A 21,629-nucleotide genomic window follows, 5' to 3' on the forward strand; every position below is an offset into this window, starting at 1 on the left:
TTAGTATCGCCCCACTTGCGCAAGGTAGTTGTCATAATTGGCGCGGATCTCTTCCATGGAGTCGCCTCCGAACTTCTCCAGGAACGCTTTGGCGACTTCCCAGGCGACGACATGCTCCATCACCACACTGGCTGCCGGCACGGCACAGCTGTCCGAACGTTCCACCTGGGCCGTGAATGGCTCTTTCGTATCGATATCAACGCTCTGGAGCGGCTTGTAGAGCGTTGGGATAGGCTTCATAACGCCGCGGACCACAATCTGCTCGCCATTAGTCATCCCGCCCTCGAAACCTCCCAGACGGTTCGATGCGCGGTGATAGCCCCTCTCCGGTGTATACAGGATTTCATCATGAACCTGTGATCCCTTCATAATGCCTGCTTCAAAGCCGATCCCGACCTCGCAGCCCTTGAAGGCATTAATCGAAACCACCGCCTGGGCAATTCGACCGTCAAGCTTGCGGTCATATTGCACATAGCTTCCGAGCCCAATGGGAACGCCTTCGACGATACACTCGACGATACCGCCAATTGAATCGCCCTCCAGCTTGATTTGATCGATATAGGCGGTCATCTTCGATTCCGTTACCTTATCGACTACACGCACAGGCGACTCTTCAGTCAAAGCAATCAGCTCGTCGACCGGCAGATTGTTTGCAGGGGCTTCGACTTCCCCGATGCGTATCACTTGACCTGCGACCTTGATGCCGAATGCGGACAGAAACTGCCGCGCGACCGCACCAACGGCCACGCGAGCCGCAGTTTCCCTGGCGCTTGAGCGCTCCAGAACATTGCGCAGATCCTTCAGATTATACTTCAGTCCGCCGTTCAAGTCGGCGTGGCCAGGACGCGGACGATGAACTCTGCGTTTCTCCTCGTCTCCCCCTTCAATGGGTTCGATATTCATCACGCTCGTCCAATGTTTCCAATCCTTGTTCTCCACCACAAGCGCTACAGGTGCGCCGGTTGTCTTGCCATGGCGCACGCCGCCTACAATGTTAGCGGTATCTTTCTCGATCTGCATGCGGCGGCCGCGGCCATGGCCCTTCTGCCTGCGATGCAGCTGAAAGTTCAATTCTTCAAAATCCAATTGCAGGTTGCTCGGCAGCCCTTCAATAATCGCTGTCAGCTGCGGACCATGAGTTTCACCTGCTGTCAAATAACGTAAAGTCATGTATATGTTCCCCTTTCAAACCGAACATCGAGAGTCTTGCGACCATAAGTTCCTCTTTGGTTCAAGCCCAAATATCTTTGCTCATTATAGTATAGCCTTGCCGGTTTGACAAGGAATTGCGGGGCTTTACTGGAAATGCAAAAAGCCGCCTGCCGCGCTTATGAACAGCGCGGCAAGCGGCTTCTCTTGCCTTATCCTAGCTATTTACGGATTTCTTGTCCTGCCTTGTATTCGGATCCGTTGACAAGTAAGGATCGCTCATCAATCCGGAGAATTGGGCGGTATCGATGCCCAGGATCTGCGCACACTCCTGAACATTAATAAACCCCCGCTTGTATGCTGCAATGACTTTCCGCTTGTCCATCATGAAACCTCCAACGCTGCTGTTTCTATAAGTTAGTATTGGAGAAGTTGGATAACGTTATACCTTTACAGCAGTCTGCGGCGGTAAAAGAATGTTTCTACTGTCTCAAAATCATACTGGGAAGGTGTGAAAATTTGCTCCGTGCTGCCGACAAACAACAGCCCGCCGGGACGAAGCGCCTGCGAAAATTTATGATAGAGCTGATGTTTGGCTTCTTCCGTAAAATAGATCATCACATTGCGGCATACAATCATATCGAACTGACGATCAAATGGATCGTTTAATAAGTTCTGCTGCTTGAAGGTGATCGCTTTCTTCAACCGGTCATTAACAACGTAATGATCCGCATCCTGCTTGGTTAAATACTTCTGCAGATAGCTCTTTGGCACATCCCGGACTGATCTTTCATGGTAAAGGCCCGGAGCGGCCTTGTCCAAAACAAGCTGATCCAGATCGGTTGCCAGAATGGAGATGCGGTCAAGCGCGCCCAGCTCCGCCGCGATCATAGCGAGTGTATAAGGCTCTTCGCCGGTGGAGCAAGCCGCGCTCCATAGCTTGATGCGACCTCCGCCGCGCAGCATGTCCGGTATAAACCGTTTCTCTACAGCTTCCCATCGGCCCGGATTCCGCCAAAACTCGGAAACGTTAATCGTCATGCGGTCAAGAAACTCATTCATCAGTTTTTTGTCGGTATCGATCGCTTTCCAGTATGCGGCAAACGTGTCAAAACCGTGTTTCTGCCGCAGCGTGGTCAGCCGCCGTTTCATTTGGGCCTCTTTGTATTGCGACAAATCGATCTCTGTCTTGTCTTTAATCTTCCTTGCAAATTGTATGAAATCCATATCTTCCAACCGTCATACCCCCGCTGCCCGCTGCTCTGCTGATAGGTTAAATCCAGTTCTGAATAATCTGTTCGTATTCCACAAGCTCGTGAGGCTCAAAGAAAATGCCAATTTCCCGCTCCGCGCTTTCAGGAGAATCCGATCCGTGAATAAGATTGAAATTCGTATGTACGGCGTAATCCGAACGAATGGTGCCTGGGGCCGCCGCGATGGAATCCGTCTTGCCGATAAGCGCACGCGTCAGCGCGATGACGTTATCCCCCTGCCACACCATGGCAAATACCGGGCTGGACGTAATAAAATCAACCAGCGGCGGGAAGAAAGGTTTGCCGATATGCTCCGCGTAATGGCGCTCGGCAAGCTCCGGTGAAATTCTCATAAATTTCGCCGCAACCAGCTTTAACCCCTTCCGCTCGAAGCGGGATACAATTTCACCGATTAATCCGCGCTGAACACCATCGGGCTTGACCATCAAAAATGTTTTTTCCATCATAAACTCCTCCTCGCTAAAAATATTCGTGCATCATGTTACGCCCCCCGCTAACGAAGAAGGCCAGAGACTAGACTTCAGGCATCCTTAATAATTCCGTTTGGAAGCGAAATGGGTGATATCCGTCAAGTTCTTCTTGGCAGGAATATCCGGCAATTCGGCGAGCGCATGAATGGCTTTGGCGATATAACGGTTGGCCAGTCCTTCTGATGTCCGGATGCCTGCGCTCTTACGTATAATGTTCAACGCTTTTCTCGTATCCCCTGCTCCATCCGACTGACGAATTTCAGCCAATTCGGAAAGCAGCTGTTCGCGGCCGGTTTCCCGCAGAGCAAGCAGAACAGGAAGTGTAATATTCCCTTGCCTGATATCGGAGCCGGGCGGCTTGCCGATCTGTTTCTCGGTCCCAAGCAAATCCAGTAAATCGTCCCTGATTTGAAAGGCCATGCCAAAATTGTAACCGAACCGGTACAATTTATTGGCTACCGACCACTCCGCCCCCGACGCAATCGCCCCGAGCTGGCAGCTGACGGCAATCAGCAGCGCCGTTTTGCGGCGGATCCGCAGCAAATATTCCCGGACCGACTGACCGGTGTTGAAAAAGTCGCGGATCTGCTCCATTTCACCGATGCACATTTGCACCATGGCTTTGGACAAAATTTGATGAATCAGCGGATTTTTGAGCTCCGTCACGGTAATAAGCGCTTTGGCAAAAATATAGTCGCCGGTATACATGGCGATCCGGTTGTCCCATTTACTTTTTACCGTCAGTTGTCCACGGCGCGTTTCGGCGTTGTCGATCACATCGTCATGAACAAGCGACGACATATGAATCAACTCCAGCGACACTGCGATTTTCTCCAGCGTATCCAGCCGGTAATCGCCGAATTTACCGGAAAGCAGCACAAAAATGGGACGAATGCGCTTGCCGCCGGCTTTCAACAGATGGGTGGATGTTTCGCTCAGAAGAGAATGATCTGATGTGACGCTCTGCGCGAGCTTGCCTTCGAGAACATCGAGATCGCTTTTCATTTTGGCATATAAATCAAGTAGTTTCATTCGTTCACCTGTAGGGCAGTATGGTCTACAAAAAACTCCATCCGGACATCCTGGTCAAGCAGGCCAAGTGATCGGGCATATTCAAAATAGAGCGATAAGCCTCTCTGCTCTTCCGTTCCGAAGTTATAGGTCAAGCCTTGAAAATATTGGCGCCAATAGGCTTCGGTTCCGCCCAGCTGCGCCATCGCTTTATGAACAAGCGGACCGGTATCTTTCAAGCTCCGGCTTTTGCTGGCCGTTAAAGCTTGCAGGACCTGCGACACCGCCTGCGGATCGGCCGCCGCCACTTCCTTGCGGACCGCAAACAAAGCAAAGGTCATCCCGCAGCCGGTCCAGTTGCGCCACAGCTCGCCAAGGTCGATAACCGTAAATCCTTCGCTTCTCCAGGAAGCGGTAATTGCCGTGTCCCCAATCAGCAGAGCCGCATCCGCGCTCCCGAGCATTTGATCCAGCGACGGTTCCATCGTGATAAATGCAGGCGATGCCTGATAATACATCGACATCAGGATTTTCAGCAAATTGATCGAGGTGGCCGATGTAGAGGTCATCGCGATCGTACCGCCCAACACCTTCTCCATCGGTTCCTTCGTGATGAGCAAAATGGAATTGACGCGCCCTTTGGCGCTCACGGACAAATCCGGCAGCAGCAGAAAATGATCCGCATACTGCGCGTAAGCATAAGATGACATCGAGGTGATATCGATCTCCCCCCGCTGCATCGCGGCATTCAGCGCCGAGGGCACCCTTCTGTCAATAACGAATCGATCCGCCGGCAGCAGATCCTCCGCATAATGAAATATTGGCCAGACGTTCGTATAGTCAATGCGTCCGATGGTGATCGGGCGATTTAGGCCCATGCTGCTCATCTCCCCATCTTCTGTACAAATTATGTTCAACCGGCAGCTGATCCAATACTTTTCCCACCAGGAAATCCACCATATCAGCTACCGTTTGCGGTCCATTATAAAAGGCCGGCATGGCTGGTATGAGTTTCACCCCGAGCCTTGCCAAAGTCAGCATGTTTTCCAGATGAATCGCATGCAGTGGCGTCTCGCGGGGAACAAGCAGCAGCTTCCGCCCTTCCTTCAGCATCACATCCGCAGAGCGGGTCATTAAATTATTGGAACTCCCGTGCGCGATAGAAGCAAGCGTCCCCATCGAACAGGGCATGATGATCATTCCCTCAACCCGGTAAGAACCGCTGGCGATAACAGCACCAATGTCGGCGTTCGGGTGAAAAATGAGCTGCTTGGCATCAAGCAGCGCCTTGAATTTCGCTTCAAGCGCCGCCGGTCTGCGGGAAGTTTCCCATCCCAGCTCCTCTTTGAGAACACGCCAGCCCGCCTCCGTTATGACCAGGTGCACGTCCAGCCCGGCGGCGGCAAGAGCTTCAATCAGACGGATGCCATATACCGAGCCGCTGGCCCCCGTAATGCCGACGATCCACCGTTTGCGCACCTCCGGGGTGCGGACTTTTACCATTGGTGCAGCACCATCAGGTCAATGAACGTAAAGCCGAACAGCGTAATGCTGAGCGCTCCGTTCATCGTAAAAAAAGCGGTCTGTACGCGGCTCATATCCGTAGGTTTCACAATCAAATGCTCATAAAATAGAATACCAAGGGCAATCACGACGCCGAGCAGGTAGCCCCAGCTCAAATCAGTCATCCAGAATAAAGCCAGGAAGCAGGCGGCTGTAATCAGATGGAATATCCGCGCCAGCACAAGAGCGCCGGCAAGTCCAAAGCGGGCGGGTATGGAATGGACGCCCTCCTTGCGGTCGAAATCAAAATCCTGGCACGCATAAATCACGTCAAAACCGGCAAGCCAGAATACGACTGCAGTGAAGAGGACCCAAGCCGGCCAGGCGAACTCACCGGTTACGGCTACCCAGGCGCCCAGCGGCGCAAGGCCGATCGTTAGTCCCAGAACAAGATGGCAAAGCCAGGTGAACCGTTTCGTATACGAATAAAGAACGAGCATCAGAACGGCAATAGGCATCAGCTTGATGCACAAGGGATTAAGCTTTGCTGCGGCATAAAACAGCACAATGAAGGAAATCGCGATAAAGAGCATCACTTCACCGGTTTTGAGCAAACCCGCAGGAATGGCCCGTTTCTCTGTGCGCGGATTTTTCTTGTCGATCACCCGGTCGATCACCCGGTTAAGTCCCATAGCAGCGCTTCTTGCGCCGACCATAGCCAGCAGAACCCAGCCGATCTCGCTCCATTCCGGCAATCTGTTTTCCATAAATACCGCACCAAGCAAGGCGCCGATAAAAGCAAACGGCAGGGCGAATATCGTATGCTCCACCTTAATCATTTCGAGAAAAATACCAAATTTGCGAATCATGCTTCCTCTGTTCCCTTCGTTCCGATATGCAGCGCGGCAATACCGCCGGTCAGCGGGAACGCGCGAACGTCTCGGAGACCAATCTCACGGTATACAGCCGCCAGCTGGTTTTGGTCCGGGAACGCCTTCAGCGACTCCGGCAGCCATTTGTATTGCTCATAACGTTTGGCGACAAGCTTGCCCAGATTCGGCAATATGCGCTCGAAATAAAAATAATAGATCGATTTGAACGGCTGCCAGGTGGGCTTGGACAGCTCCAGACAGACAACTTGTCCGCCAGGCTTGACGACGCGCTGCATTTCTTTGAGCACCTGTACAAGATCCGGAACATTGCGCAGCCCGAAGCCAATGGTCGCATAATCGAACCGGTTGTTCTCGAAAGGCAGCTCCATCGCATTCCCCTGTATAAGCGAGATCTGGTTGTTCAGGTTCTCTTTATCAACCTTCTGCTGACCGAAATCCAGCATGTTGCGGCTGAAATCCAGGCCTACCATCTTGCCAGTCCCGCTTGCTCGGGCGAGCGATATCGTCCAGTCGCAGGTGCCGCAGCATAAATCGATTGCCGTCTCGCCTGGCTGCATATTCATTTTGCGCATCGTAAAGGCTCGCCAGGCTTTATGTCTGCGGAAGCTGAGCAAATCGTTCATCAAATCATATTTGGGAGCGATGTTCTCGAACACATCGTGTACATACGTTTCTTTGGATTTGGATTGCATTTCTATGATCACCTTCTCTCGCCATGAACGGATACCGCAGCAATGAGCGGCCGCTGGAATGATTCGCCGATCTGTATCAGCTCGCGCATGAGCTTCTCGGGATCAAGCTTGGATGAATAGGACAGGACATGGGATATGGATTGCTTTAATTTGCCGGCGAGCATACTGCGGATATCGTATTTGGCGAGAAGAGCGGACGCGAAAGGCAAATCCCCGGACTTCTCGACAAGCTTGCGCTTCTCTTCCTCGTTGCCTTCTTCCAGGACATGCCAATAACCCCAGCTTCCGCCGAAACGCTCCGGCTTCTCGCTGCGGGCAAGCTCTTCCACAAGCACCTCGCACCGGCCAAAGCCCTGCAATAGCTCCCGCCAATCTGTAATTGCCTCATCATCCAGCATATCGGTGAAGACCCGGAACAATTCCGTCTTCAGTCCAATGGACTGGTCCAGATAATCCTCAGCAGTCACCCGAAGCTGCTTCATCTTCACGTACAAATTCATTTTAAGCTTGTTGACTTCGCAAACGCCTTCGCTGATCCGCTTGACCATATCCACCTGCCCGGCCTGTGCGAGCAAATGATAAAACCGGCTGCTGAAGTAATCCCCGGCAAGCACCTTCAACTGGCGTGAGCGCATTTCGCGTTCAGGTACATGGCCGGAATCGGAATCAATCAAATCATGCGTATCCATGCCGAGCTGTACAAGCGAAACAACCAACGAATATAGCTCACTATGTTGAAAAGGCGCCTTCTGATTGGTCAAAAAAGCGAAAAGCAGCCGAATCCGCGAATCGGGAAACTCCGGCAGCTCCGTATACGTCTGAATCATCTCATGATCCGCGTATTTTTTGGCTAGTTCGGGTATTCTGTAAGATTTCATAAGGTCAAGCCTCCGGACAGATCAGCGATTACCGTGCTGTTCTATAATCTAAATAATTATAGCATTATGTCAAGTTTTTCGCTACAAGTCCGCCTTGACGAAAGTAGGCGCTTTGACTGCGGTGACAACACTCAGGCAGCCGGGCCCAAACGATTGAATCCTTCCTGGGAAACAGATAAGCGAAGCCTCTGCCTCCACTCCGCACTTGACAGCAGATCCGTCTCCGCCAAATCCGTCAGACCGGAAGCCAGCCATTCATCGTTCTTCCTGACATCCACAGCCGCCAGAATTGTCGCCGGTGAGGCGGCTGTGACGCCTCCAGACAACTTCGGCTCCACAAAACGCACCAACACGCGGTTCACATTATCCGTCCGCACAAAAGCCAGCTCAAGCAGTCTCTGGAGGTCGGCAGCCCATACGCGATTGGCGCCGCCCTTGTCATCAACTGCCAGATCAACGGAAAGGACTGCCTGATTCCAGGCTGCTTTTTTGATCGCCAGCGAAAGCTGAAGACCGATCATCGAGTCGACCAGATTATCGCTCGACAAACGCTTTATAGGTGTCACACGGAATACTGCGATGTCTCCTCTTTGCTGTGACCCGTTTGGCCGCATGGTTGGAATCGCGGTTAACAGAACCGTTACTGCCAAGGTTATTGAAGATGCAAGGATCAGCCTTTTCCACAGGGACATGCCAAGATCGCCTCCGCAAATGAAATGGTCGCACTCCTTACAGTGTACAAACTAAAAAAGCAGGCTATGCCTGCTTTTAGAATTAGTCTTCGGTATCGACGGTTCCATACTTTGTCAAAACGGTCGCTTTGCCACGGATTTTGATAGCGGATGTATGATCCGTGAACTGGCAAATGAGCACTTCGCCTTTGTCCAGCTTCTCGGTGTGGTGAAACTTCGTATCCTGTCCGCGTGTGAGTCCGATTACTTGCACGCCTTGGGCTTTCGCTTTTACGACGATATATTCCCCATGCAAATCATTCATAGAACCGTCCTCCTTCAATTTAAAAAACCGCCTCCTGAACGAACAAGCTCAAGGGCAGCAGTTTATGGTTTGTTATATAAATGGTCGGGTGTACCGGATTTGAACTGGCGACCTCTACCACCCCAAGGTAGCGCTCTACCAAGCTGAGCTAACACCCGCCCTAGCAGGGATATTGCAAGCATCAAACTGACGCTTTCATTGCAGCACCCTTCAACCGCAAAGCCCAGTTTACTGGAATTGCAAGGTATTGTCAACAAGAAAATTCGCGAAAAACGCCCGGATACCGTAAGCATCCGGGCGTTATCAACGGCATGGGCCGCGTTATTTATTTGGAGACGAGATCTTTAAGCGATTTGCCTGCTTTAAAGGTCGGGATTTTGCTGGCCGGGATATCAATCTCCTGACCGGTTTGCGGGTTGCGTCCTTTACGGGCTTCGCGGCTTTTCACCTCGAAATTTCCGAATCCGACGAGTTGTACTTTGTCACCGCCTTGCAGCGAATCCGAGATCGCATCAAAAACAGCGTCAACCGCTTTGGAAGCATCTTTCTTGGAAAGCTCAGTCAACTCGGCAACTTTGGCAATCAGTTCCGTTTTGTTCAATTCTTTCACCTCCCCTTACGTGCATCATTTCATAAGCACATCAATATCATTCTGTTTTACACAAAACCTGAGAAATTATACCTGCAGGTTATCGTACAGACGATTTCGCTGTCCTTTTTTAGAAAGACACCGACAGCTTGCCACAGCCTTAAACCTGATAACCGGGCGTGTGTGCAGCTCCAGCAAACTGTACGACGAACAGATTTATAGTAATACAGTGCCTATATAATTTCAAGAGGGACGGCAAGTTTTCCCATTAAGATCCTGGTTTTTTTATGTTTTTTTGCGATTTAAATGTACAAATGTGACTGCGAGCGCGAGCACAAGCACGCATCCTTTGACAATATCATTGATATAATACTGCAAATTCATCATCGTCATTCCGTTAAGCAGAACCCCGATAAGCACCGATCCGATGAAGGTCCCGATCACATTCGGGCGCCCCGCTCCCAATACGGAATAACCGACGAATACCGCCGCTACCGCTTCCATCAAAAGAGAGCCCCCGGCGTCGATTTGACCAGTTCCGACCCTTGCCGAGAACAATATCCCGCCGATCGCCGCAAACACGCCTGAAGCGATGTATGCCGCTGTACGTATCCGTTTGACGCGCACGCCGGAAAGCCTTGCTGCTTCTTCGTTGCCTCCGGTCATCTGCATCTGGCGTCCCCATCTTGTATAAGAGAAGAACACATGCACGCCGGCAACGGCAATGACCATCAGAATGACAGGGATCGGAATGCCCAGCCATTTGCCTTGCCCCAGCCACAGGAAGTCCTCACGGAATACCCCGGGAGCGGTAGAGCCGTCCGTCAATTGCATATTGTTGTAAATGGAATAGCCTTTCGTGAACGTTTTATGAACGCCTGCAACGATATACATAATAGCCAGGGTCGCCAGCAGATCCGGTATGCGGATTCTGACAATCAGCAGTGCATTGATCAAGCCCACCACAACGCCGATAAGCAGCGGAAATACGATGACGACAATCAATGGCTGCTCATACCAGACCATCAGTGCGGCGGAGACGACTGTCGTAAGCGAAACGGTCGAGCCGACCGACAGGTCAAAGCCGTCCACAGTAAGCGAAAAAGTCACCCCGATCGCAACAAAGGTCACGATCGAAATCGAGCGTAAAATATCCGTGATGTTGTTATACGTGAAAAAATGCTCGTTCCAGAGCGAGAAAAACACGATGACGATGCCTATGACGAGCAAGGAGCCGTATTTAAAAATAAAATCCATCGGTTTGCTGATCATGCTGTATGCTCTCCTCCTCCGCTGGCATAGTAGAGCAGCTGCTCCTGCGAGGTTTCTCCCCGCTGAAAAGAGGCTACAAGCCGCCCGTCATACATGACCAGAATGCGGTCGGCAATCCCGAGCGCTTCTGCAAATTCGCATGTCAGATAGACGATTCCCCTGCCCTGCTGGGCCAGCTCTCCGATTATCCGGAAAATATCGCTTTTGGCGCCGATATCGACGCCTTTTGTAGGTTCATCAAACAAAAAAACATCCACACCGGCATTCAGCCATTTGCCGATCGCTACTTTCTGCTGGTTGCCTCCGCTTAAAAACATCGTTTTCTGTGCAGCGGATGGCGTTTTGATGCCCAGCCTGCCAATAATCGAAGAAGCGTTGCGCTGTTCGCCTGCGCCCGAGAGAAAACCGAAACGGGAGAGCAGCTTCAGAATCGGCAGACTCAAATTGCGCTGTACCGACTCTGACACCAATATTCCCTGACTGCGTCGTTCCTCGGGAACCAGCGCAATACCACCGTTTATGGCAGCTGCAGGCTGGGAGAGACTGATTTTCTTGCCGTTAACGCGGACCGTGCCCGTCTTCACGGCATCCGCACCGAACAAGAGCCGGGAAAGCTCCGTTTTGCCGGCCCCCACGAGCCCCACTATGGCGACAATTTCGCCTTTCTTCACATCGAAGCTGACATTATGGACCGAGCGTGCAGCCGAAAGGCCTTCTACTTCAAGCACGACTGGTCCGATAGCCGCCTCCGCCTTTGGGAATTCCTGCTCAAAGCTGCGGCCAAGCATCGCATGGATTACCGCGTCCATATCCGTCTCTTTCTTCTCTTCCAAGAAAACACGCTGGCCATCGCGCATAACAGTGATCCTGTCGCACATGTCGAACACTTCCGGCAACCGGTGAGTAATAAAGATACAGCCGATCCCTTCGTCCCTTAACTGTCTCATAACACGGAACAACCGCTCAGCCTCTTCCAGGCTGAGCGGTGCGGTCGGTTCGTCGAAAATGACAAACTTTGCTTGTTCGGTGAGCAGGCGGGCGACAAGGACAAGCTGTTTCTCGGCAAGCGTCAGTTCACTGACCCGTTTACGTACCGGGATTGGGGAGTCGAGGCGCTTCAATACCGCCTCCGCCTCCCGGTGAAATGCTTTCCAATCCAAAAAATGGGCGCTTCCCGGTGAAGATATGCGGTCAAGCATAATATTCTCCGTCACGGACAAATGCGGAACCAACGCCGTATCGACCTCCTGGTAGACACAATGGATCCCGCACGCCTTGGCATCGCCTGGCGCCATGATCTGAAGGGCTTGTCCATCGACTTCGATAGATCCGGCATCCGCGGTATACGCACCGGACAGAATTTTCATCAAGGTGCTTTTGCCGGCCCCGTTAGCACCAAGCAGGGCGTGAATTTCTCCCGCCCGGACTTCAAAATCAACCCTTTTGAGTGCATCCACACCGGCAAAGGATTTGCCGATGCCGCGCATTTTCAAACTGCTGGTATTCCCCATGCCGCACTTCCTTGTCTGCTCATTCACCTGCATCAAGAGCGTTTATTTTGCAGTTGAAGCTTCCAGCTCCTTCAACAAATCGGTGTAGCCTTGTTCACTGCTGCCCCAGCCTTCCACATGCTCGCTGAGCTGTGTCGTATTGACTTTCTCAGGCAGAGCAGGCAAATCCTCGCGTTTCACCAAAGTCGGCTCGAGCACGACGGTCTCATCGGTTTGGTCGCCATTGAACTTCTGATAAAGATAACGAACCTGAACGCTTCCGATTGAAATCGGATCAACCGCTGCAGAAGCGACCCACGGGCTATTGGAATCCTGGATCAGTTGAAGATCCTCGTCGCTCATATCAATCCCGTATACTTTGATTTCTGTACGTCCTGCCTGTTGAATGGCACGTGTTGCTCCTTTGGCAAATTCGTCCCACGACGCCCATACGGCTGTGATATCGCCTTTGTTCGGATATTTCTTCAGCACAGCTTCCATTTGAGACTGGGCATCCATGGCCGGGTTGTTGGCATTGCCGAAAGCGGCAATCTCCTTGAAATCCGGGTTGCTGTCAAGGAAAGCTTTATAAGCGACGTTGCGGCGCTCCATCGGAGCAAAGCCGGCAACCCATACTTTAACGATGCTGCCTTTGCCGCCGGCATCTTCAGACAGCTTGTTCAAAGTCATTTCCGTCAGCTTCGCGTCATCCTGCTGGAGCACGGTTACCTCCGGCACTTTGAGGTCGGCATCAAAAGCAATAACTTGGATTTTTTGCTCGACAGCTCTTTTGACGCCTGCTTCCAGCGCTCCAGCTTGTCCATGGTCAATCAGAATTCCGTCAAAACCCTGGTTGATCGCGGCATCCAGGTTGGAAGCCATTTTGGCAAGATCATTATCCGCGGCAAAAACTTGAACCTCGCCGCCAAACTTGGTCACCTGATCCTTCACGCCCTGAATATACTGCGAAGAAAATGTTCCTGTATTGAACTGCATGATAAGGGCAATTTTCTTGCCTTTGAGAGCGTCCAGGTTTTTCGTGGCATCGGATGGCTCCGGTGAGCCTGCCTGGTTTGTTTCGCCCTCCTGATTGGATGTTTTGTTACCGCCCGCAGTGTTATTGTTTTCATTGGCTTTATTGCCGCATGCGCTCAGCACGACCATTATAGCAAATGCCAGCAGTAAAATTGATGCTTTTCCCCATTGTTTCATTTTCTCTTTCTCCTCCTGATAACTCTATCTATTTTTCATAAGAATTATAATATCACGGATTCCTACTATGTCAATCGGAATTAATAACCTGAATGCGGACAAAGTTCCAATATCTGTGAAAACAGCCAAAGAGACACGCTTCACGCGTGCCTCCAGTTGTTGAATATGGCTTATAAAATGATGGCAATCAAACCGCCGGAGCCCTCATTGATAATCCGTCCAAGCGTCTCCTGGAGCTTGTAGCGGGCATTATCCGGCATCATGGCAATTTTACCTTGGATGCCTTCACGTACAATGGAATGCAGCGAGCGGCCGAATATGTCGGATTCCCAAATCTTAATCGGATCGTTCTCAAAATCCTGCATTAAGTATCGAACCAGCTCTTCGCTTTGCTTCTCCGTCCCGATAATCGGTGCGAATTCCGATTCCACATCGACACGGATCATATGAATGGAAGGCGCGGTCGCTTTGAGCCGCACGCCGAATCTCGAACCCTGGCGGATCAGTTCCGGCTCATCGAGCGCCATTTCCGCAAGTGATGGGGCGGCTATGCCGTATCCGGTTGTTTTGACCATTTCCAGTGCTTCCGCGAAACGGTCATATTCCCGTTTGGCATGGGCGAACTCCTGCATCAGCTGCAGCAAATGGTCTTTCCCGCGAATTTCCACGCCGACGACTTCCATCAGGATCTGGTCATACAGCTCATCCGGCGCATAGAGGTCGATTTCCGCAACCCCTTGGCCCATGTTCATGCCACTTAATCCTGCTCTGGCGATAAACTCATAGTCCATGAACTGCGAAACTACCCGATCGACGTCCCGCAAGCGCCGGATATCCTTCACCGTGTCGCGGACCGAATTTTCATAGTTGCTGCGCAGCCAGTGCTGATCGTTCAGTACCATGACCCAGCTCGGCAGATTGACATTAACTTCATGCACCGGAAATTCGTACAGAACTTCACGGAGCACGGACATGACATCTTCCTCGCCCATGGTGGCCACGCTCAGCGTCATAACCGGAATATCGTATTTGGCCTGCAGCTCGCTGCGGAGCTGAAGTGCCTCGTCACTGCGGGGACGCGTGGAGTTGACGATGAGAACGAAGGGCTTGCCTACCTCCTTCAATTCGTCAATAACGCGTTCTTCCGCTTCCACATAAGAGCTGCGCGGAATTTCCGCTATCGTTCCGTCAGTCGTTACGACGACCCCCAAAGTGGAATGTTCCTGGATGACCTTGCGCGTTCCGATTTCAGCTGCTTCCTGAAACGGGATCGGTTCGTCGAACCATGGCGTTGTAATCATCCGCGGACCATTTTCGTCCTCGTATCCTTTCGCGCCATTTACAGCATAACCCACGCAATCCACCAATCTGATGTTGACTTCAAGCCCCTCAGCTACCCTCAATTGAACAGCCTGATTGGGCACAAACTTTGGTTCCGTTGTCATGATCGTTTTGCCTGCCGCGCTTTGCGGCAGTTCATCAATAGCTCTTAGCCGGTCGGCGTCGTTTGTGATGTTTGGCAGAACAACCGTCTCCATGAACCGTTTGATGAAGGTTGATTTGCCTGTGCGGACCGCACCGACGACGCCGAGGTAAATATCCCCGCCGGTTCGTTCGGCTATGTCCTTGAAAATGTCCACTTTCTCCACTGAATATCCCCTCCCAATCGAATTTCGCCTGTACATGGACGTACCGTTACTGCCGCATATCCTCCTGCTGTGTTGCCGCATCTGTCCGCCGCCTGTCTTCCTTTTACGAAGCAGGCCAGCGGCGCAACTCGTACATGATTTTGGACTAGTAATAGCTTATTGCGCGTTCGTCCCAATTATGACGACTTGGGGGTGAAATCTTTCGATTTGATATAACGTTCCTTAAGCATTCGCCCTTCCAAGATTGAGATATATGAGAGAAAGAACGCTACTATGCCTTGAAGCACAAAAAAAGTCCCCCTTATCCCAAGTGGAATGACATAAGAGAAACTTCATAGAATAGTTGTTTATTTGAGCACCGCTTGCGGTTCTCCATTTACAAGATGGTATACAGGCGACTTGACCGGCACAAAATCCGAGCTGTCGGCGAGCAGCTCCCGCAGATCCTGATCCTGCTTCAGACCGCTGCCAGCCGTCTTCTGCAGCGCCTGCATGATGTCGCTGCCATAGTCGATGTACACATTGCCTTTGACATCCGCCAGGGTGGATAGCGTTTGCCCCGTGAACATGCTGCGGATCGCCGGCTCTTTAATCCCCAGCTTCTTGAAATCGATCCGCATAAAGTCCGGATAAGCCTCGCCGGAGGAAGGCAGTTCGCCGTTATGGCCGTTCATATAGGTTTTGAGCGCAGCCTGCACATCATTAGCTTTCTGATAGATTGCCAGATTCATCAGTTTGACGGACGGCTGCGTCTCTTCGTTGATAATGAGATAATAATAGGTTCCGCCCTTCTCATAAGCGGTCTCCGGTATGCTGGATAAATAGTTCATTCTTTGCAGCTTGGCAAAGTCAATACGATACTTTTCGTATAAAGGAGTAGTCTGGTCGCTATTTTGAATCGGGAGCAAGCCCGTATCCTTCTGATATTGGTTGATTACGGTCTGCACATTGAGAATGGCGTCCTTAGCCGGCTGCTTATCCAGCTGGGCATCGGGATACATACAGCCTGACAACAATACGGTCAGGACCATGATCATTGTGATGGCAGCTGCGCCTCTTGTTCCACGTTTAAACATAATGCCTCCTGAACGATTGAGCTGTTTGTTTACTTCACTGTCATCTAGTTCTGACTTCTACCAAAGTTTATCTTCTTCCGCCTGCCGCATTAACTGCTTTCTGACCGCCGCACGAAGTGGATCTTCAGGCAGTTCCACAACCGCCTTTCCGGTAATTCGGGTCTGGCAGGCAAGTCTGGTGCCTTCTGCTTCAAGCCCTGCAAGCTTTCGCCGTTCCATATCCTGCATAGGAGACAAGCCGCTGCTGCTGTGGGCGACAACTTTGCACATCAGACATGAGGCTTTTCCATCGCATCTGGTCCGGACCGGTACCCCATGGCGCCTGGCGGCGTCCAGCACCGATGTTCCCTGTCGAACGGACACCTTACGGCCTGAAGGCAGAAACGTGATGTCAACATTCATTGTGGTCCCTCGTTTCTCAAATTTCCAATAAGATCATGCATATAAGCGAGCGAGGATGGACTCAAACGGTTTGCCTTCTCAATAGCCGCAAATGCTTCTTTATGGAGATCCTGCTCAGCCTTAACCGTTTCGGCGATCATTTGTATCCGGTCTTGCCGCTTGCGCAGCTGATTAAACCACATTTCATGTGCAAGGGGCACAACACCAATCTCTGAGCCGTCAACCCGTACGACATAACGCAGCGGAGCCAGCACCTCCGAGACCTGAACGGCATAACGGTCTTCGCCGGATTGAATAACGAAACCGCCAACCAGCTCTACCGGCACACCCTCGATGACGTAATGACTGAGCAAAGAACGATATATACCGCTTATATTCAGCTCCTGCTGATCAATCGCATATTCCCGTAGCCTCTCATGAAGCCGTCTGGCATCTTGTTCATCTGCGTATAGATCCAAATCACGGGGAGGACGTTCCAGCTCCATTCCCCGCATCATCAGCCCGGTACTCCCGCCAACAAGCCAGATGGCTTCGGCGGAACGGGCGGCTTCAGCGATCCTGGACAAAACATTGTGAAAGTTATTGGGATTTGACAACGAAAAAACACTTCCTCAACATTAGAAATAAGTCCGGTTCTCCGCCTTTATGACAGCGTCTGCCGATTTGACGACCGCCTGGCAGCCTAGCCGGTAGCCTTCATCGAACTCTTCAGGCTCGAGCCGGTCCCATTCCGCGTCGGTAATCTCCTCCAGATACTCTCCACCTTCAACGACCAGACAGCGGCAGCGCGCGCAGGTACCCCGCGTGCAGGAAAAACCCCAATCCAGCTTGTGTTTCAGTGCAATATCCAGGATGGACAACCCCGGTTCAGCTTCCACGCGTATCGATTGTGTAAGTCCTTTTAGCTCTAACATATGCAAGCTCTACATCCTTTCGACATTGCAATTTGTACCGTAATCTTATGGACGATAAAGACTATCCGGCTTCTTATGAATCTGCACGGTCCAACCAAAGAACAGAGCGATCAGACCGCACACGGACAATCCTTATGTAATGGAAATTAATCCGAGTAACCCGCCAATAATCAGAAACAAAAAAGCCACAGAAGAAACGAGCGTTTTAACCAGTCCTTTAGTCTTGTATCTCGCCAGCGTAACCAGAACCGCCGCGAGCGCCATAAGTCCAATCCCTACAAAAGAAACCCACATTTTCATCATTGGATCCATTGAATCTTTCGCCACCTTGTCCATCCATATTCGATCCATTATACCATTACTCGTCTTTGCTCTGCTACTTTCAGGCACAATTTAGATTTATTGATTTATCTCGTCAAAAAAAAAGAACCCCGGCACAAGGTCTGCAACGGCCGACATCTGCCGCCGCTCGATTGCGCCGAAATTCTCCCTTAGTTCTTGAGCATCATTTTCATGAGCATTTCCATATTGGAAGTATTCATCCCGCTCTTTTTTACAGCTCCGATAATATCGTTGATCGTCTGCTCCGTGACGGGTACCTTCGCCATAGCGGACACGGATTTGATCAGCTTGCGAAGTTCATCCTCATCCTGCATGGTATGGGCTGTCACATTGCTCGCAAGCTTCTTGACAGCACTTTCCGTTATCGGTTTGCCTGTCTTTTTATTGACCGCATTAAGGACTTCTTTGGAAATATTGTTTTTGCCGCTCAATTTTTCCCCTCCTCAAAGTTTTCGAAGAAAACTCACTTCGTAAGCATAAACCTAGTTTTCGAAGAAAACTCGCTTCGTAAGCACATGCAAACTTACATCGAAAGCAAAAAGCCAGCTCTCGACGTATCATATGAGGGGAAAGGCTTATTGGTGTAGGCCCCAGGAGGCGGCTCCTTCTTCCATTTCATGCGTACGGCCGCGGCCCATTAAATCTTCAACGGCGCTGCGCGGCGGCTTATTCCCATAAAGCACCTGGTACAGCTGCTCGGTAATCGGCATGACCACATCGAAGCTGGCTGCCAATTCGCGCGCCGCATTTGTCGTGCGGACCCCTTCGACAACCATGCCCATACGCTGCAGCACATCGTCCAGCGCAAGTCCGCTGGCGAGCATTGAGCCGGCACGGTAATTCCGGCTGTGCCTGCTGGTGCAGGTGACGATCAAATCGCCGATGCCGGCAAGTCCGGCGAAGGTCAGCGGATTGGCCCCCATCGCCGTACCTAGCCGGCTAATCTCCGCAAGTCCCCTTGTGATCAGCGCCGCTTTGGCATTATCGCCAAAGCCCAGTCCTTCGGTCAGTCCCGCGCATAATGCAATAATATTCTTAAGCGCTCCCGCTACCTCGACGCCAACCACATCCGGATTGGTGTACACCCGAAAATAAGGGGTGATAAAAGCGTCCTGAGCACGTTCAGCCGATTCCTGACAGGCCGAAGCCACCACGACTGTCGTCGGCTGCTTGCCGATGACTTCTTCTGCGTGGCTTGGTCCGGACAGCACAACAAGCTGTTTGGGATCGATCTGCAGCTCTTCGGCCAAAACCGTAGTCATCCGGTTAAAGCTGACAGATTCAAACCCCTTCGTGGCATGGACACAAAGCGTCCCTTCCTTGATGAATGGAGCTGCCTGTCTGGCAACCTCCCGCATAGCAGTCGACGGAGACGCAAACAGAACAAGTTCCGCTCCAAAAAGCGCTTGCTCCATATTCGTAGAGGCGACTATACCCGGCGGCAATACCGCATCAGGGAGAAACTTGCCGTTTCGATGCTCCTCATTGATTTCCTTTGCCTGCACGGGATTGCGGGTCCACATTGTGACGTGGTAGTCATTGTCGGCAAGGACAGCCGCCAGAGCAGTCCCCCAGCTCCCGGCAACAAGAACAGCAGCTTTCCGGTTCGTCATATGCGCCTCCTACCCTTTTTTGGCCCCAAGCTTATTTTCATTGCCTTGAAGCAGCTTGACAATATTGCTGCGATGACGGACAAAAGCAAATATACATAAAATGAATGCTGCCCAGAACAAGGCCATCGGCATCCCCATGATCAATACGATTACCGGGGTCAACAATGCAAAAAGCAAAGAACCCAGCGATACAAACCGGGTCAGGACAATGGCGGCGATTGCAATAACTCCGGCGATAAGACAAGGCACCAAAGCCAGTGTCGCCATTACGCCTACAGTTGTGGCAATTCCTTTGCCGCCTTTGAAACGGAACCAGATCGGCCAGTTGTGCCCGGCAATCGCTGCCAATCCGCATAGAACGGGCGTCCACTCGTCACCAACGATCAGCATACCCAAACAAACAGCAACGACCCCTTTGGCAATATCAAGCAAAAACACGGTAATTCCCGGACCTTTGCCAAGCACCCGCAAGGTATTGGTAGCTCCCGCATTGCCGCTGCCGTGACTGCGGATATCAATGCCCTTAACCCATTTGCCGATCAGAATACTGAATGAAACAGAACCTAATAAATAGCTTATAAGAACCGCGATGACTGTGAACACGTTCTTCTCTCCCCAACAAATTTCTTACCCCCGATCCCCGAAGTCGGGGAGCTCTAAGGGCTCCGCACACTTGTCCCCCAGTTAATACAACGTATGAAGGACAGACGGATTCGTGGTGGCTTCGCCTTTTCGAAAATCTCCCATTCAGAAAAAGCGCCATACCTTGCTACTTCAATCGTGACTGTGAGGCAAGCAATTATTAATCCTCGTCGGATTTGCGGCGTGTATAAATACGAATCGGCGTCCCTTCAAAATTGAAGGCGCCGCGAATTTTATTTTCCAGATAACGCTCATAAGAGAAATGCATCATCTCCGGATCATTGGCGAACAGCACGAAAGTCGGCGGTTTCGTTGCCACCTGTGTCGCATAATTGATCCGCAGACGTCTGCCCTTGTCCGTAGGAGGCGGATTAATAGCGATTGCATCCGATACGATATCGTTCAGCAAATGAGTCTGAATGCGAAGCGCATGCTGCTCCGAAACATGAACAACGACCGGCAGCAGCTTATGCAAGCGCTGCTTGGTTTTGGCGGACAAATATACGATCGGCGCATAGCTCATAAATAAGAATTGATCGCGGATGTTCTGGGTAAACTGCTGCATCGTTTTTTCATCTTTATCGACGACATCCCATTTGTTGACGACAAAAACAGAAGCCTTTCCCGCTTCATGCGCATAACCGGCAATATGCTTGTCCTGCTCAATGATGCCTTCTTCGCCATTGATCAGCACCAGCACCACGTCTGCGCGTTCAATCGCTTTCAACGCCCGCATAACGCTGTATTTCTCGGTTGTTTCATAAACCTTGCCGCGTTTGCGCATGCCTGCTGTGTCAATCAGCACATATTTCTGGCCGTCGCGCTCAAACGGGGTATCGATCGCATCGCGCGTTGTTCCCGCCACCTCGCTGACAATGACGCGTTCTTCGCCAAGCAGCGCATTCACGAGCGAGGATTTGCCGACATTCGGCCGTCCAATCAATGCAACGCGGATGACATCCTCCTCGTAATGATCCTCGACGAGCTCCGGCAGCTTCTCGACGGCAGCATCCAGCAAATCGCCGATCCCCATTCCGTGAGAACCCGATATTGCGATCGGATCGCCGAACCCTAAATTATAAAACTCATAAATATCATCGTGACGGTTGAAATTGTCAACCTTGTTCACGGCCACTACAATCGGTTTGCGTGATCGCAGCAGCATCTGCGCCACTTCATCGTCCGCATGAGTCAATCCATCTTTGGCATCCACCATAAAAATAATAACGTCCGCTTCCTCAACAGCCAGCTCCGCCTGCATACGGACCGATTTCATGATTTCATCTTCGCCGTCAATTTCAATGCCTCCGGTATCCACGATACTAAAGGCTCTGCCGTTCCATTCCCCGGAACTGTATATACGGTCCCGAGTAACGCCCGGCTTGTCCTCCACAATCGCTAACCGATCGCCGATGATGCGGTTAAATATCGTAGACTTCCCCACGTTAGGCCGCCCAACGATGGCGATAATGGGTTTTGCCATGTTTTCACTCCTTCATAATATGAGTTCCATTTTGTTTTTTCACCGCGTATTCGCAATGTATATGCAACGAATAAATCCT

Annotated in this window: 26 protein-coding genes and 1 tRNA gene; all 27 read right to left on the reverse strand. The window is 51.3% G+C overall.

Features of this window, described 5'->3' with window-relative positions:
- The 27 genes from aroC to der all read right to left on the reverse strand — a co-directional run bounded on the left by aroC (position 1) and on the right by der (position 21,550).
- Entirely contained in the window at positions 1–1,170 is a 1,170-nt protein-coding gene (gene aroC, locus IEY46_RS14140; RefSeq protein WP_188992636.1) for a chorismate synthase, read from the reverse strand.
- Positions 1,171–1,366: 196 nt separating this feature from the next.
- A complete protein-coding gene (locus IEY46_RS14145; protein ID WP_188992637.1) occupies positions 1,367–1,534 on the reverse strand; it encodes a hypothetical protein in 168 nt (55 codons plus the stop codon).
- Between the two features lie 65 nt (positions 1,535–1,599).
- A complete protein-coding gene (locus IEY46_RS14150) occupies positions 1,600–2,385 on the reverse strand; it encodes a CheR family methyltransferase (RefSeq protein WP_308422798.1) in 786 nt (261 codons plus the stop codon).
- 37 nt (positions 2,386–2,422) lie between these two features.
- A complete protein-coding gene (ndk, locus tag IEY46_RS14155; RefSeq protein WP_188992639.1) occupies positions 2,423–2,866 on the reverse strand; it encodes a nucleoside-diphosphate kinase in 444 nt (147 codons plus the stop codon).
- 87 nt (positions 2,867–2,953) lie between these two features.
- Positions 2,954–3,925 (reverse strand): polyprenyl synthetase family protein, encoded by a 972-nt coding sequence (locus tag IEY46_RS14160; protein ID WP_188992640.1) that lies wholly within the window; start codon positions 3,923–3,925, stop codon positions 2,954–2,956.
- Entirely contained in the window at positions 3,922–4,782 is an 861-nt protein-coding gene (locus IEY46_RS14165) for a menaquinone biosynthetic enzyme MqnA/MqnD family protein (protein ID WP_229750289.1), read from the reverse strand. The genes IEY46_RS14160 and IEY46_RS14165 overlap by 4 nt, the downstream gene beginning before the upstream one ends.
- Entirely contained in the window at positions 4,745–5,407 is a 663-nt protein-coding gene (locus tag IEY46_RS14170; RefSeq protein ID WP_188992642.1) for a UbiX family flavin prenyltransferase, read from the reverse strand. The genes IEY46_RS14165 and IEY46_RS14170 overlap by 38 nt, the downstream gene beginning before the upstream one ends.
- A complete protein-coding gene (locus IEY46_RS14175) occupies positions 5,401–6,276 on the reverse strand; it encodes a UbiA-like polyprenyltransferase (RefSeq protein WP_188992643.1) in 876 nt (291 codons plus the stop codon). Before IEY46_RS14175 ends, IEY46_RS14170 begins: the two co-directional genes overlap by 7 nt.
- Positions 6,273–6,992 (reverse strand): demethylmenaquinone methyltransferase, encoded by a 720-nt coding sequence (locus tag IEY46_RS14180; RefSeq protein ID WP_188992644.1) that lies wholly within the window; start codon positions 6,990–6,992, stop codon positions 6,273–6,275. The genes IEY46_RS14175 and IEY46_RS14180 overlap by 4 nt, the downstream gene beginning before the upstream one ends.
- Before the next feature lie 8 nt (positions 6,993–7,000).
- On the reverse strand, positions 7,001–7,870 hold the full coding sequence (locus IEY46_RS14185) for a heptaprenyl diphosphate synthase component 1 (RefSeq protein ID WP_188992645.1): 870 nt from the start codon (positions 7,868–7,870) through the stop codon (positions 7,001–7,003).
- Between the two features lie 131 nt (positions 7,871–8,001).
- Complete coding sequence (locus IEY46_RS14190) at positions 8,002–8,562, reverse strand: hypothetical protein (RefSeq protein ID WP_188992646.1); 561 nt, start codon at positions 8,560–8,562, stop codon at positions 8,002–8,004.
- An 82-nt stretch (positions 8,563–8,644) separates the two neighbouring features.
- Positions 8,645–8,866, reverse strand: a complete 222-nt coding sequence (gene mtrB, locus IEY46_RS14195; protein ID WP_188992647.1) for a trp RNA-binding attenuation protein MtrB — start codon at positions 8,864–8,866, stop codon at positions 8,645–8,647.
- Positions 8,867–8,947: 81 nt separating this feature from the next.
- Positions 8,948–9,024: transfer RNA gene (locus IEY46_RS14200), tRNA-Pro, on the reverse strand.
- 167 nt (positions 9,025–9,191) lie between these two features.
- The gene (gene hbs / locus IEY46_RS14205; RefSeq protein WP_188992648.1) at positions 9,192–9,467 is read right to left on the reverse strand and encodes a non-specific DNA-binding protein Hbs; all 276 of its coding nucleotides are present in this window, start codon (positions 9,465–9,467) and stop codon (positions 9,192–9,194) included.
- 273 nt (positions 9,468–9,740) lie between these two features.
- Positions 9,741–10,727, reverse strand: coding sequence for an ABC transporter permease (locus IEY46_RS14210; protein WP_188992649.1), 987 nt, complete (start codon positions 10,725–10,727; stop codon positions 9,741–9,743).
- On the reverse strand, positions 10,724–12,238 hold the full coding sequence (locus IEY46_RS14215) for a sugar ABC transporter ATP-binding protein (protein WP_229750290.1): 1,515 nt from the start codon (positions 12,236–12,238) through the stop codon (positions 10,724–10,726). The genes IEY46_RS14210 and IEY46_RS14215 overlap by 4 nt, the downstream gene beginning before the upstream one ends.
- 42 nt (positions 12,239–12,280) lie before the next feature.
- A complete protein-coding gene (locus IEY46_RS14220) occupies positions 12,281–13,429 on the reverse strand; it encodes a sugar ABC transporter substrate-binding protein (RefSeq protein ID WP_188992650.1) in 1,149 nt (382 codons plus the stop codon).
- A 170-nt stretch (positions 13,430–13,599) separates the two neighbouring features.
- On the reverse strand, positions 13,600–15,078 hold the full coding sequence (gene spoIVA / locus IEY46_RS14225) for a stage IV sporulation protein A (RefSeq protein ID WP_188992651.1): 1,479 nt from the start codon (positions 15,076–15,078) through the stop codon (positions 13,600–13,602).
- A gap of 347 nt (positions 15,079–15,425) precedes the next feature.
- A complete protein-coding gene (locus IEY46_RS14230) occupies positions 15,426–16,154 on the reverse strand; it encodes a YphF family lipoprotein (protein WP_188992652.1) in 729 nt (242 codons plus the stop codon).
- A gap of 57 nt (positions 16,155–16,211) precedes the next feature.
- On the reverse strand, positions 16,212–16,556 hold the full coding sequence (locus IEY46_RS14235; protein ID WP_188992653.1) for a 2Fe-2S iron-sulfur cluster-binding protein: 345 nt from the start codon (positions 16,554–16,556) through the stop codon (positions 16,212–16,214).
- The gene (locus IEY46_RS14240; RefSeq protein WP_188992654.1) at positions 16,553–17,152 is read right to left on the reverse strand and encodes a nucleotidyltransferase domain-containing protein; all 600 of its coding nucleotides are present in this window, start codon (positions 17,150–17,152) and stop codon (positions 16,553–16,555) included. Before IEY46_RS14240 ends, IEY46_RS14235 begins: the two co-directional genes overlap by 4 nt.
- A 21-nt stretch (positions 17,153–17,173) precedes the next feature.
- Complete coding sequence (locus tag IEY46_RS14245) at positions 17,174–17,470, reverse strand: 2Fe-2S iron-sulfur cluster-binding protein (RefSeq protein ID WP_188992655.1); 297 nt, start codon at positions 17,468–17,470, stop codon at positions 17,174–17,176.
- A 132-nt stretch (positions 17,471–17,602) separates the two neighbouring features.
- A complete protein-coding gene (locus IEY46_RS14250; protein ID WP_373288807.1) occupies positions 17,603–17,821 on the reverse strand; it encodes a DUF2768 domain-containing protein in 219 nt (72 codons plus the stop codon).
- A gap of 140 nt (positions 17,822–17,961) precedes the next feature.
- Positions 17,962–18,243, reverse strand: a complete 282-nt coding sequence (locus IEY46_RS14255; RefSeq protein WP_188992656.1) for a stage VI sporulation protein F — start codon at positions 18,241–18,243, stop codon at positions 17,962–17,964.
- A 144-nt stretch (positions 18,244–18,387) separates the two neighbouring features.
- Positions 18,388–19,425 carry an NAD(P)H-dependent glycerol-3-phosphate dehydrogenase gene (locus IEY46_RS14260; protein WP_188992657.1) on the reverse strand — a complete coding sequence of 346 codons (1,038 nt, stop codon included), beginning with the start codon at positions 19,423–19,425 and terminating at the stop codon, positions 18,388–18,390.
- 9 nt (positions 19,426–19,434) lie between these two features.
- A complete protein-coding gene (plsY, locus tag IEY46_RS14265; protein WP_188992658.1) occupies positions 19,435–20,028 on the reverse strand; it encodes a glycerol-3-phosphate 1-O-acyltransferase PlsY in 594 nt (197 codons plus the stop codon).
- Between the two features lie 199 nt (positions 20,029–20,227).
- Positions 20,228–21,550 (reverse strand): ribosome biogenesis GTPase Der, encoded by a 1,323-nt coding sequence (der, locus tag IEY46_RS14270; protein ID WP_188992659.1) that lies wholly within the window; start codon positions 21,548–21,550, stop codon positions 20,228–20,230.
- Positions 21,551–21,629 lie beyond the last annotated feature (79 nt).

This window comes from Paenibacillus nasutitermitis (assembly GCF_014641075.1).
Classification (GTDB): domain Bacteria; phylum Bacillota; class Bacilli; order Paenibacillales; family Paenibacillaceae; genus Paenibacillus_Z; species Paenibacillus_Z nasutitermitis.

What these genes read in the sequence shown, in the direction of transcription:
- IEY46_RS14145 (WP_188992637.1), bottom strand. Translation starts at nt 1,534, where the DNA reads ATGGACAAGCGGAAAGTCATTGCAGCATACAAGCGGGGGTTTATTAAT.
- mtrB (WP_188992647.1), bottom strand. Translation starts at nt 8,866, where the DNA reads ATGAATGATTTGCATGGGGAATATATCGTCGTAAAAGCGAAAGCCCAA.
- IEY46_RS14260 (WP_188992657.1), bottom strand. Translation starts at nt 19,425, where the DNA reads ATGACGAACCGGAAAGCTGCTGTTCTTGTTGCCGGGAGCTGGGGGACT.
- IEY46_RS14180 (WP_188992644.1), bottom strand. Translation starts at nt 6,992, where the DNA reads ATGCAATCCAAATCCAAAGAAACGTATGTACACGATGTGTTCGAGAAC.
- IEY46_RS14175 (WP_188992643.1), bottom strand. Translation starts at nt 6,276, where the DNA reads ATGATTCGCAAATTTGGTATTTTTCTCGAAATGATTAAGGTGGAGCAT.
- IEY46_RS14165 (WP_229750289.1), bottom strand. Translation starts at nt 4,782, where the DNA reads ATGGGCCTAAATCGCCCGATCACCATCGGACGCATTGACTATACGAAC.
- ndk (WP_188992639.1), bottom strand. Translation starts at nt 2,866, where the DNA reads ATGGAAAAAACATTTTTGATGGTCAAGCCCGATGGTGTTCAGCGCGGA.
- IEY46_RS14250 (WP_373288807.1), bottom strand. Translation starts at nt 17,821, where the DNA reads ATGGATCGAATATGGATGGACAAGGTGGCGAAAGATTCAATGGATCCA.
- der (WP_188992659.1), bottom strand. Translation starts at nt 21,550, where the DNA reads ATGGCAAAACCCATTATCGCCATCGTTGGGCGGCCTAACGTGGGGAAG.
- IEY46_RS14230 (WP_188992652.1), bottom strand. Translation starts at nt 16,154, where the DNA reads ATGTTTAAACGTGGAACAAGAGGCGCAGCTGCCATCACAATGATCATG.
- IEY46_RS14185 (WP_188992645.1), bottom strand. Translation starts at nt 7,870, where the DNA reads ATGAAATCTTACAGAATACCCGAACTAGCCAAAAAATACGCGGATCAT.
- IEY46_RS14160 (WP_188992640.1), bottom strand. Translation starts at nt 3,925, where the DNA reads ATGAAACTACTTGATTTATATGCCAAAATGAAAAGCGATCTCGATGTT.
- aroC (WP_188992636.1), bottom strand. Translation starts at nt 1,170, where the DNA reads ATGACTTTACGTTATTTGACAGCAGGTGAAACTCATGGTCCGCAGCTG.
- IEY46_RS14245 (WP_188992655.1), bottom strand. Translation starts at nt 17,470, where the DNA reads ATGTTAGAGCTAAAAGGACTTACACAATCGATACGCGTGGAAGCTGAA.
- IEY46_RS14215 (WP_229750290.1), bottom strand. Translation starts at nt 12,238, where the DNA reads ATGGGGAATACCAGCAGTTTGAAAATGCGCGGCATCGGCAAATCCTTT.
- IEY46_RS14170 (WP_188992642.1), bottom strand. Translation starts at nt 5,407, where the DNA reads ATGGTAAAAGTCCGCACCCCGGAGGTGCGCAAACGGTGGATCGTCGGC.
- IEY46_RS14210 (WP_188992649.1), bottom strand. Translation starts at nt 10,727, where the DNA reads ATGATCAGCAAACCGATGGATTTTATTTTTAAATACGGCTCCTTGCTC.
- IEY46_RS14235 (WP_188992653.1), bottom strand. Translation starts at nt 16,556, where the DNA reads ATGAATGTTGACATCACGTTTCTGCCTTCAGGCCGTAAGGTGTCCGTT.
- IEY46_RS14190 (WP_188992646.1), bottom strand. Translation starts at nt 8,562, where the DNA reads ATGTCCCTGTGGAAAAGGCTGATCCTTGCATCTTCAATAACCTTGGCA.
- IEY46_RS14220 (WP_188992650.1), bottom strand. Translation starts at nt 13,429, where the DNA reads ATGAAACAATGGGGAAAAGCATCAATTTTACTGCTGGCATTTGCTATA.